The following is a 10129-nucleotide window of genomic DNA, read 5'->3' as shown; positions in this document are numbered from 1 at the left end:
ACCTTGTGCGGCTTGACGACCGGTTTACTCGGCTTTTTTGGCTGCTCCGGCTCGGCCGCCGCAGTCTCGACCGGCTCGGGGGCGGAGGCGGCCACCGGCGCGCTCGCCGGCTCGACGGGCATGACCGTGGCGTCGACGATCGGCGCCTGCTGCGTGCCCCATAGCAGGCTGCTGCAACCCGACAGCGCGAACAGTGCGAACGCGGCAAGAATCAGCAGCCGCCAGGCAGGACGCGAAAAACCGCCGCTCATCAAGAAACACTCCATGGGCCAATGCGGACGGGCGCAGTGGGCCGCCGCGGTTAAGACAGGTACGGGCCAGAGTGTAACCCGCCACGTCTGGCGGCCCCGTTTTTGAAGGCAGTCTGACAGGTGGATTCAAGCACGGTTCATGCCGCGTCCAATTATTTCGGCAGCGGATTGGCAGCCGTTTTCATGCGGTGAAACCCTCAAAAGCCTTACACATTTTCATGACAAACCGTAGGTGTAAACACGCGGATGGCAAAGCTGCTTGGCCGTCCCTTAAGCGATATAAGCGTCGCGACATGTCCGCCATGCCATTCATGCGATGGGAGACATATTCCCGTTGCCCTACATTTCGAGACAGCAAAAAAGACGACATCCCACACTAAACCAACGCAACGAGACGAACCTGATGGCGACCGCATTGACGGCCGCTTCAGCACGCTGATAAAGGAGGCACTCATCATGATGGAACCCCACGCCCAACCGATTTCCGATGTCGGTACCGAATCATTCGACGGAAAGGGCTTTCTAGACCGCTACTTTGAAATCTCCTCGCGCGGCAGTTCGCAGCGCCAGGAAATCGTCGCGGGCATTACGACCTTCCTCGCGATGGTCTATTCCGTATTCGTCGTGCCGGGCATGTTCGGCAAGGCGGGCTTCGACACCAGCGCGGTGTTCGTTGCGGTCTGTCTGACCACGGCCTTCGGCTCGCTGCTGATGGGCATCTGGGCGCGCCTGCCGATTGCGATCGGCTGCGCCATTTCGCTGACCGCGTTTACCGCGTTCGGCCTCGTGCTCGGCAAAGGCCTGCATCCGAACGTCGCGCTCGGCGCGGTGTTCCTGATGGGCGTCGTGTTCACCGCGATTTCGGTGACCGGCGTGCGATCGTGGATCCTGCGCAATCTGCCGACCGGCATCGCGCACGGCACGGGGATCGGCATCGGCCTGTTCCTGCTGCTGATCGCCGCGAACGACGTGGGTCTCGTCGTGAAGAATCCGGGTGCCGGTCTGCCGGTCTCGCTCGGCAATATCACGGCCTTGCCGGCGCTGATGTCGGTGGCGGGTCTCGCGGCCATCTTCGGTCTGGTGCGCCGTCGCGTGCCGGGTTCGATCCTGATCGTGATCGTGGCGATTTCGGGGATTGCGCTGTGCATCGATCCGGCTGTGTCGTTCCATGGCTTCTTCGCCGTGCCGTCGCTCAGCGCACCGGGTCACGCTTCGCTGATCGGCGCGATGGACATCAAGGGCGCCCTGTCGATGGCAGTCCTGCCTAGCGTGCTGGCACTCGTGATGACCGCGGTGTTCGACGCGACCGGTACGATCCGCGCTGTTGCGGGACAAGCCGGGCAGCTCGATGAAAACGGCCGCATCATCAACGGTGGCCGTGCCTTGACGGCCGACTCGCTGAGCTCGATTTTCTCGGGCCTGCTCGGCGGCGCACCGGCAGCGGCGTACATCGAATCGACGGTGGGTGTGGCGGCCGGCGCGAAGACGGGCATGGCGGCGGCGGTGGTCGGTCTGCTGTTCCTCGTGGTGATGTTCTTCTCGCCGCTCGCGGGCCTCGTGCCTTCGTATGCAACGGCCCCCGCGCTGATGTACGTGGGTCTGCTGATGCTCTCGAACGTCAGCAAGCTGCATATGGACGACATGGTCGACTCGATGTCGGGCCTGATGTGCGCGGTGTTCATCGTGCTGACGGCGAACATCGTGACCGGCATCATGCTCGGATTCGCGACGCTCGTGATCGGCCGCGTGATCAGCGGTGAATACCGCAAGCTGAACGTGGGCACGGTTGCTATCGCTGTCGTGCTGGTCGGCTTCTACCTCGGCGGCTGGGCGATCTGAGCGGCCTGAGCGGTTTGAGTCTTGCCGGGGCTTGTCCCCGGATCGATTGAATCTTTGCTGGAAAGCGGGAGCGGGGCGATGCCTGATTGGCCGCTTCGCTCTTGCTGTAGTCGGTTGTTCTCCACCTTGACGCGGTGCGTTGCAGTGCTTCATCTGCCACCCACCGCGTATCTTTTTCTGCCGTAATCCCCCCGTGTGTGTCCGCGTGCTTCGAGAAAGTGCGTACCTGTCCTTGACTTCCACACGTCCATTTCTATACTTAACCTCATGGTTAAGTTTAATGAAGCAATACTCGACCGCACCTTCGCGGCGCTGTCCGACCCGACGCGGCGTGCATTGCTGGCGCGCCTGTCCCAGCATGATCTGTCGGTGAGCGAACTTGCCGCGCCGTTTGCGATGTCCTTGCCCGCGGTGATGAAACACCTCGACGTGCTCTCCGAGGCGGGTCTCATCACGCGCAGCAAAACCGGCCGCACGGTGGCGTGCCGCCTGAGCGCCGGGCCAATGGAGGAAGCCATGGAGTGGCTTGGCCGCTATCAGCGCTTCTGGTCCGAATCACTCGATCGTCTAGCCGCTTTCGTCGAAGAGGAGCAAGCCCCATGTCCACCCAACCCGCCCAGCTCATCGAGCCCAGCCTCACCCTCCAGCGGCGTTTCAACGCCACGCCGGCCAAAGTCTTCCGCGCCTGGACGGACCCGGCGCAATTCATGACGTGGATGCGTCCCGGAGACGCGCACGTGGCGAGCGCGGAAATGGATGTGCGTGTCGGCGGGCGTTATTCGATCGTGTATCGCAAGCCGGACGGCAAAGAGATCGAGGTCGACGGCCAGTATCTGGAGGTCGTGCCCGAGCGCAAGCTCGTATTCACCTGGATATGGCGCTATAGCCCCGAGCACGAAACGCGGGTCACGCTGCTGTTCGAAGCGGACGGCGACGGCACGTGGCTGACGCTCACGCACGAACGTCTCGAAGATGACGCGCAGCGCGAAGACCACCGCCGCGGCTGGAGCGATGGGCTCGATTCACTGGAGCGCTACGTGGCCTGAGTTCGTTCGAACGGGCGCAGTACCGCCGAAGGGGGCATCTTTCGGAGCGTTCTGTTGCAACCTGCACGTCGCAGGAAAGGAGACGCAGATGGAACCGCAACACCGTGTTGGCACAAGAGAGGATTGGCTGGCCGCGAGCCGGGCGTTATTGGCCGAAGAAAAGGCGCATATGCGCGCCGGCGACGAACTCGCCCGCAAGCGGCGCGAACTGCCCTGGGTCAAGGTCGACAAGACCTATACGTTCGATACGCCGCAGGGCCGCAAGACGCTGGCCGATCTGTTCGAGGGGCGCAGCCAGTTGATCGTCTACCACTTCATGCTGGGCCCGGATTGGGAGCAGGGCTGTGTGGGCTGCTCGTTCCTGTCGGACCACATGGTCGGCATCGTCACGCATCTCGAGCATCACGACGTGTCGTATGTGACCGTGTCGCACGCGCCGCTCGCGAAGATCGAAGGTTTCAAAAAGCGCATGGGCTGGACCTTCCCGTGGGTGTCGTCGGCCGGCAGCGATTTCAATTTCGACTATCACGTGTCGTTCACGCCCGAGCAACTGGCGAGCAAAAAGGCGTTCTACAACTTCACCGAGCAGGACGTCGGCATCGACGAACAACACGGTCACAGCGTGTTTTACAAGGACGAAAAGGGCGACGTGTACCACACGTATTCCTGCTATGGCCGCGGCGACGAACGCTTCATCAACACGTACGCGCATCTCGACGTCACGCCGAAGGGCCGTAACGAAACCAGCAATCTGACCGAGTGGGTCAGGCATCACGACCGCTATGAGTAACAAGCCGGTGTCAAGCGTGTGTGAATGAGCGGGACGTCACCCACCCTGGCGTCCCGCTTCATAAAACAGCGCAAACAACTCCGATTGTGAATTGACGTTCAGCTTCGTGTAGATGTGCTTTTTGTGCGCGCGCACGGTCTCGAACGAGATCGTCAATTTCTCCGCAATGGCGCGCGTCGAAAATCCGCTCAAGGTCAGCATGGCCACTTCCACTTCGCGCGCGGTCAGCGGCGAGCGGCCGGCCACGGACGCGACCTGTTCGAAACGCGCGGCATAGGCGGGAGTATCGGCCGTTGCGAGCGTGTCCGTAGCCGCGTCCATGGTCGCTTCAGCGGGCGCGTCACCGCGCTGTTGCTGCGTGGCGCCAAAGGTCTCGTACGGCAAGCGTTGCCGCAGCAATGCAATGACCCATGGCGCGCACAGTTCGAGCACGGCCAGATCGCGATCGCCATAGCGTTGCGTCGCGCCCAGCGAGAACGCCAGCGTATGCCGCGCGTCGATCATGTAGTTGAAGTGCACCTCGTCGCCGACGATGTTCTTCCTGAAGTACCGCTGGTAGTAATCGGTCATCGAGAAGTTGTCGGGCGCGACATCGGCCAGCGTGACGAAACCCGACGCGGGCTTGTCCGTGGCGGCGATATAGAACGGATCGAGTTGATACAGCGCCGCCAGATAATCCTGGAACATCGCATCCACCGTGCCGTCCGGCGTGGGTGATTCCGCGCACACGAGCGGCGCCTCGCCGGGGGCGAAACGCAGCGCCACCCAATTGTCGAAGAGCACGTAGCGTTCGAGGGCGCGCGTGAGGCGCGTCCAGAATTGCGCGCTGTCGAGTGCTTCGATAACCGCACCGATCTCGCGATGAAAGGCCAGGTCGCGCCATTCAAGTTCCATGCGTGCTCCGATGAGGGTAACCCAGCCGGGTGATTACGGACAAAAATATGTCTGGTAATAATAGGCCCAATCCGATCGCGGACGTCCGGCCACTGCCGGTATTTAACGCGAAGCGAACCGGCATGGACAGGAGACAAGGCATGCTTCAACTCGAACTGGCGCAGATTCCCATCGTGGACGGCGCGGCAGGCGTTAGCGGGCCCAACGTGCAACGCGTGTTGCAGATCATCGGCCAGCGCGCACCCGAAACCGATCTGATCGTGTTTCCCGAGACGACGCTCTCGGGTTTCCCGACGCGCGAGAACGTCGGCGAAGTGGCTGAAACACTCGACGGTGCGTCGCTCGCGGCGGTGCGCCATGCGGCGCGCGAAGCACGCGTGGCGGTCGCGGTGGGTCTTGCCGAGCGCGACGGCGGCCGCTTTTTCAACACCACGGTGCTGGTCGACGAACGCGGCGAAATCGTGCTGCGCTATCGCAAGACGCACCTGTGGGCGTCGGACGTCGGCGTATTCGAACCCGGCGACCGTTACGACGTGTGCAGCTTCAAGGGCATGACCGTCGGCCTGCTGATCTGCTACGACATCGAATTTCCGGAAACGGCGCGCGCGGTCGCGTCGCTGGGCGCGGACCTGCTGATCGTGACCAACGGCAACATGGACCCGTTCGGGCCCGTGCACCGCCGCGCCATCGTGGCTCGCGCCATGGAAAACCAGATGTTCGCGGCGCTCGTCAACCGCGTGGGTTCCGGCGACGACAACCTCACGTTTGCCGGCGAATCGGCGTTGATCGATCCGTCCGGCGACGTGGTGAGCGAGGTGGCCCGGCAAGACACCGTGCTGCGCGCCACGCTCGACCCGGCGCGGCTCGAAGGCGCGCGTGAACACTATCGTTATCTGCACGACGCGCGCATTGCGCTCGATCTCGCGACCGAAGACAGCGCGCACGGACAGCGTACGCGTGTGATTCGCGCACGCTGAAGCACACGTTCAGGCACGTACAGACCGCTGAACCATCGCGCCGCTTGAACAGTGGCGCAGATGAACCTGATACGTCAGGCAAAGAACTCAGGCACGGCTCACGCGCTGCCAGCCAGTCCGATTGACCCGATTGACCCGGTCCAACCGGGACGCGAGCCATGCCGCGTCCTGGCGAGGCTCGCCCATTCACATGAGGAGACACCGCATGACTTCAACAACCGCCGCCGATGCCTCGGCCCCACGCAGCGCGCATCTGAAGCGCACACTCGGCCTGCCGTCGGTCCTGCTGTTCGGACTGGCCTACATGGCGCCGCTGATCGTCTACGGTACCTATGGTGTTCTGGCGAGCGCCAGTAACGACACGGCGGCACTCGCGTATCTGATCGCGCTGATTGCGATTGTGTTTACCGCGCTCAGCTACGGCAAGCTCGCGCGGCTCTTTCCGGTTGCCGGTTCGGCCTATACGTACACGCGCCGCTCCTTCAACCCGCACCTCGGTTTCATGATTGGCTGGGCGACCTTGCTCGACTACTTTTTCCTGCCGATGGTGATCTGGCTGATCGGCGCCGCGTATCTGAGCGCCGCGTTTCCGCATGTGCCGAGCTGGATCTGGATCGTCGCGTTCATTGTGCTGACCAGTGCGCTGAACATTCTCGGCATCGAACTCGCGAACCGTTTCAACATCGTGCTGATGGTGGTGCAACTGGCGATTGTCGCGTTGTTCGTGGTGCTGTGCTGCCACTACGTGACGGCGGCGGCCGGACCCGGCGGGCTCATTTCGGCTGAGCCGTTCTTCAAGCCGCAGGTGCCGCTCTCGGCGACGATGGCGGGCGCCGCGATTGCCGCCTATTCGTATCTGGGCTTCGACGCAGTCTCGACGCTGACCGAAGAGACCATCGCACCCGAAAAGACCATGCCGCGTGCCATCGTGCTGATTGCGCTGATCGGCGGTGCGATCTTCGTGATTGCCGCCTACACGGTGCAGCTTGCGCATCCGGGCGCGGTGTTCAAGGACCCCGATTCCGCGGCGTTCGAAGTCGCGCGCAAGGTGGGCGGCGATATCTTTGTCACGGTGTTCCTGGCGGGTTTGATTCTCGCGCAGTTCGCTTCGGGCATCTCCGCGCAGGCGAGCGTGGGGCGTCTGTTGTACGCAATGGGCCGCGATGAAGTGCTGCCCAAGCGCATCTTCGGTTTCGTGCATCCGAAGTTCAAGACGCCGGCGCTGAACATCGCGATTGCGGGCGCTATCGGTCTGGTCGCCTTGAAGCTCGATGTGGCGACCTCGACATCGTTCATCAACTTCGGCGCGTTCCTCGCGTTCACGGCCGTCAACCTGTGCGTGATCCGCCAGTTTTTCAACGCGAAGGGCAGTGCGAATGCGATGGGTGTGATCGGTGGCCTGCTGTTCCCGTTGGCGGGCGCGGTGCCGGACGTGTGGCTGCTGGTGAGTCTCGAGAAGACTGCGCTGGTGCTCGGGGCAGTGTGGTTTGTGCTGGGTCTGTGCTATCTCGGCTGGATCACGCGCGGTTTCCGCCAGGCTCCGCCGGAAGTGGCGGTTTGAACTTCAAAGCGCCATGTCGAATGCGGGCTTGAGGAACACCTCGATCGCCATCACGATGAGCCCCATCGCGGCGGCTGACAGCGTCAACGTGCCGTATTCGTCGTAGCGTGCATCGTAAAGGCACGCCACGACGAACAGAATCGCCAGCAGGTTGGTCAGCCAGTCGAAATTCAGCGCAAAATTCATCGATCGGATCCGGGCTCATGGGCGGCTCGGATTGTCGAATCGCCCGTCAGGTGAGCGCGATTCTAGCGAGCGGAGCTTACGGATTCGCAACGACGGCGCTTACATGGATTACGGTTTGGAGGCGCCCCCGCACGAGTTCAGGAAGGCACCATCATCTCGTTGCCGATCCACTCGATAACCGACGTGCGCGCCGGTTGCCAGCCGAGCAGCCGGCGCGCGCGCTCACCGCGCACGCGGCTGTTCGAACCTAGCCCGTACGAGGCCATTTCGTAGCCCCATTCCTTTTTCGCTTCGTCGAGCGGCCAGTCTTGCGGCTCGCCCAGCTGCATCGCGCCCGCAATCGCGCGGCTCATGTCGCGAAACGACGCTTCGCCACTTTCGACAAAGTAGAACGTGCCCGCCGGCGTTTTTTCCAGCGCGAGCCGATACAGTTCGGCGACGTCGTCGATATACACGTTCGACCAGATATTGCCGCCGCTGCCCACGTGCCGGACCACACCGCTCTTTTGCGCCTGGCGCACGAGGCGCGGCAACTGCACGCTCGCGCTGCCCGCCACCGCGCCGTGACCGTAGATCAGCGTGTTGCACAGCACGGCAGTGCGGATGTTGCGCTGCGCGGCGTCGAGCACCAACTGGTCGATGGCAACGCGCGCCGCTTTGTCGGCGGTCGGCTCGGGCAGGGCGTCTTCGTGATAGATGCGCGCCTGACCGGCTTCGCCGCCCGACGCATCGCCGACGATGCTCGAACCGCTCGTATGCAGAAACGGCTTGCCGGACCCGGCGAGCCCTTCGATCAGCGCTGTTACTGCGCCTTCATGGTCGCTGCTGGCCGCATTGATGACGGCGTCGGCGGCTTGCGCTTCGGCGATCAGCAGTTCGCGCTCGTCGAGCGTGCCGATCACGGGTTCGATGCCGAGGCGCTGCAACTCGGCGCGGTGTTCCGGATTGCGGATCAGGCCGCGCACGGTGTGGCCGGCGCGCACCAGATGCGCTGCAATCGAACCGCCGATAAAACCGCTTGCCCCAGTGATAAAGATCTTCAAGACGTTCTCCTCGATGAGAAACACAATGACAGGCACGCAGTATCCGCTGTCTTGATTATCGCAAAAAGCGTGTTAGTCTCAAATCAATCTTGATTTTGAGTCAACAATGAAAACGTCTACCGATGAGCTGCTGGTGTTCGTCACGGTGATCGACAGCGGCTCGATCACCGCGGCCGCGGAGAAACTGGGACAGACCGTGTCCGGCGTGAGCCGCGCGCTCGCGCGCCTCGAAACGAAGCTCGACACGGCGCTCGTGCGGCGCACGACGCGCCGTCTGCAGCTCACGGAAGAGGGCGAGACCTTTCTGCAGCACGCCCGCGCGATTCTGGACGCGATGGAAGAAGCCGAGGAATCCGTCACACGCGGACGCGAGCGGCCCTCGGGGCGTTTGCGTGTCGATGCCGCGTCGCCGTTCATGCTGCACTGTGTGGCGCCGCATATGACGGCGTTTTCCGCGCTGTATCCGGAGATTCGTCTGGAGTTGACGAGCAACGAGCGGATCGTGGATCTGCTGGAGCACAAGGTGGATATCGCGATTCGCATCGGCGAGTTGCAGGATTCCACCTTGCACGCGCGTGCCTTGGGCACCAGCAAGTTGCGCGTGCTCGCGAGTCCAGCGTATCTGGCCGAATATGGCGAGCCGAAATCGGTGGAGGCGTTGCGCACGCATCGTCTGATTGGCTTCACGGCACCGGAGCATCTGAATCGCTGGCCGCTGCGCGAGGGACGCAAGAGCGCGTCCGCGCCGCTGAAGATCGAACCGGCCATCACCGCGTCGAGCGGCGAGACCTTGCGGCAACTGGCATTGTCGGGCTGGGGGATAGCGTGTCTCGCCGATTTCATGACCGCAGCCGACGTGCGCGAAAAGCGCCTTGTGCCGATTCTCGGCAACGCGCTGACGGATGAGCGGCAACGGGTGAGTGCTGTGTACTACCAGAGCGCGTCGCTAGCGGGGCGCGTGCAGTGCTTTCTGGATTTCATGGCGGCGCGCGTGCGGCTTTAGCGGCGGCTCGTTGCCCAGTCATTCATCTGAAGAAAAAGCCTGCGGCTTGCCTGAGCGCGGGCTTTTTTGCGCTTGGCGTTTTAAAAATGTATATACAAATTAAAGCCCAAGCCCGTTGGACGCCATAGGGCGCAGCGCCGCCGCCGGCTATCCGGAGCCATGCAAGATCCGCGCCGTGTCACGAGTCTCGCCTAATGGAAACCCCTAAGCCGGAACACCGAAAAACAAGTTGTATATACAAGAAGGAGTCGCTAAACTTGTCTCAAATTGTATAGACAGGACGACAACCATGATCACTCTGAAGCCCGGCCACCTGACCCTCCCGCAACTGCGCCAGATCGCCCGCGAGCCCGTTTCGCTGAAGCTCGATCCCGCCAGCCACGCCGCCATCGACGCGTGCGCACAGGCAGTCGCCGACATCACCGCGAAGGGCGAGCCGGCCTATGGCATCAACACGGGTTTCGGGCGCCTCGCGAGCACCCACATCCCGCGCGAGCAGCTCGAACTGCTGCAGCGCAATCTGGTGCTCTCGCACGCGG

The 10129-nt window shown here is 62.6% G+C and carries 11 protein-coding genes and 1 pseudogene; 8 read left to right on the top strand and 4 right to left on the bottom strand.

Features of this window, described 5'->3' with window-relative positions; translation table 11 throughout:
* A pseudogene (locus A6V37_RS36245) lies at positions 1–251 on the bottom strand (PRC-barrel domain containing protein); the annotation flags it as partial.
* 456 nt (positions 252–707) lie between these two features.
* Between A6V37_RS36245 and A6V37_RS36240 the strand changes: the two are divergent.
* The 4 genes from A6V37_RS36240 (at position 708) to A6V37_RS36230 (ending at position 3926) form a co-directional block, all read left to right on the top strand.
* A complete protein-coding gene (locus tag A6V37_RS36240) occupies positions 708–2090 on the top strand; it encodes an NCS2 family permease (RefSeq protein ID WP_064269606.1) in 1383 nt (460 codons plus the stop codon).
* Positions 2091–2357: 267 nt separating this feature from the next.
* Entirely contained in the window at positions 2358–2801 is a 444-nt protein-coding gene (locus tag A6V37_RS39750; protein ID WP_075643619.1) for an ArsR/SmtB family transcription factor, read from the top strand.
* Entirely contained in the window at positions 2690–3136 is a 447-nt protein-coding gene (locus tag A6V37_RS36235; RefSeq protein ID WP_064269607.1) for an SRPBCC family protein, read from the top strand. Before A6V37_RS39750 ends, A6V37_RS36235 begins: the two co-directional genes overlap by 112 nt.
* An 88-nt stretch (positions 3137–3224) precedes the next feature.
* Complete coding sequence (locus A6V37_RS36230; RefSeq protein ID WP_064269608.1) at positions 3225–3926, top strand: DUF899 domain-containing protein; 702 nt, start codon at positions 3225–3227, stop codon at positions 3924–3926.
* Positions 3927–3962: 36 nt separating this feature from the next.
* Here A6V37_RS36230 and A6V37_RS36225 read toward each other — a convergent pair whose 3' ends face one another.
* The gene (locus A6V37_RS36225; RefSeq protein ID WP_064269609.1) at positions 3963–4820 is read right to left on the bottom strand and encodes a helix-turn-helix transcriptional regulator; all 858 of its coding nucleotides are present in this window, start codon (positions 4818–4820) and stop codon (positions 3963–3965) included.
* Between the two features lie 140 nt (positions 4821–4960).
* Between A6V37_RS36225 and A6V37_RS36220 the strand changes: the two genes are divergently transcribed.
* Together A6V37_RS36220 and A6V37_RS36215 are read left to right on the top strand one after the other, a co-directional pair.
* Positions 4961–5797 (top strand): carbon-nitrogen hydrolase family protein, encoded by an 837-nt coding sequence (locus tag A6V37_RS36220; RefSeq protein WP_064269610.1) that lies wholly within the window; start codon positions 4961–4963, stop codon positions 5795–5797.
* A gap of 205 nt (positions 5798–6002) precedes the next feature.
* Positions 6003–7358: an APC family permease gene (locus A6V37_RS36215; RefSeq protein ID WP_064286882.1), complete on the top strand. Its 1356-nt coding sequence runs from the start codon at positions 6003–6005 to the stop codon at positions 7356–7358.
* Positions 7359–7361: 3 nt separating this feature from the next.
* Here A6V37_RS36215 and A6V37_RS36210 read toward each other — a convergent pair whose 3' ends face one another.
* Both A6V37_RS36210 and A6V37_RS36205 read right to left on the bottom strand, forming a co-directional pair.
* Entirely contained in the window at positions 7362–7544 is a 183-nt protein-coding gene (locus tag A6V37_RS36210) for a hypothetical protein (protein ID WP_064269612.1), read from the bottom strand.
* A gap of 137 nt (positions 7545–7681) precedes the next feature.
* On the bottom strand, positions 7682–8587 hold the full coding sequence (locus A6V37_RS36205) for an NAD-dependent epimerase/dehydratase family protein (protein WP_064269944.1): 906 nt from the start codon (positions 8585–8587) through the stop codon (positions 7682–7684).
* Between the two features lie 106 nt (positions 8588–8693).
* On the opposite strand from A6V37_RS36205, the gene A6V37_RS36200 reads away from it, so the two are divergent.
* Both A6V37_RS36200 and A6V37_RS36195 read left to right on the top strand, forming a co-directional pair.
* Entirely contained in the window at positions 8694–9590 is an 897-nt protein-coding gene (locus A6V37_RS36200; RefSeq protein WP_064269613.1) for a LysR family transcriptional regulator, read from the top strand.
* Positions 9591–9879: 289 nt separating this feature from the next.
* The coding region (locus A6V37_RS36195; protein WP_167361458.1) for an aromatic amino acid lyase at positions 9880–10129 on the top strand (250 nt) is incomplete at its 3' end.

The organism is Paraburkholderia ginsengiterrae (genome assembly GCF_001645125.1).
Taxonomy (GTDB): domain Bacteria; phylum Pseudomonadota; class Gammaproteobacteria; order Burkholderiales; family Burkholderiaceae; genus Paraburkholderia; species Paraburkholderia ginsengiterrae.
Note: the sequence above shows the minus strand (reverse complement) of the source record. Positions and strands in the feature narration are given on the sequence as shown.

Coding starts and splice junctions, on each gene's coding strand:
- A6V37_RS36240 (WP_064269606.1), top strand. CDS start 708: ATGATGGAACCCCACGCCCAACCGATTTCCGATGTCGGTACCGAATCA.
- A6V37_RS39750 (WP_075643619.1), top strand. CDS start 2,358: ATGGTTAAGTTTAATGAAGCAATACTCGACCGCACCTTCGCGGCGCTG.
- A6V37_RS36235 (WP_064269607.1), top strand. CDS start 2,690: ATGTCCACCCAACCCGCCCAGCTCATCGAGCCCAGCCTCACCCTCCAG.
- A6V37_RS36230 (WP_064269608.1), top strand. CDS start 3,225: ATGGAACCGCAACACCGTGTTGGCACAAGAGAGGATTGGCTGGCCGCG.
- A6V37_RS36225 (WP_064269609.1), bottom strand. CDS start 4,820: ATGGAACTTGAATGGCGCGACCTGGCCTTTCATCGCGAGATCGGTGCG.
- A6V37_RS36220 (WP_064269610.1), top strand. CDS start 4,961: ATGCTTCAACTCGAACTGGCGCAGATTCCCATCGTGGACGGCGCGGCA.
- A6V37_RS36215 (WP_064286882.1), top strand. CDS start 6,003: ATGACTTCAACAACCGCCGCCGATGCCTCGGCCCCACGCAGCGCGCAT.
- A6V37_RS36210 (WP_064269612.1), bottom strand. CDS start 7,544: ATGAATTTTGCGCTGAATTTCGACTGGCTGACCAACCTGCTGGCGATT.
- A6V37_RS36200 (WP_064269613.1), top strand. CDS start 8,694: ATGAAAACGTCTACCGATGAGCTGCTGGTGTTCGTCACGGTGATCGAC.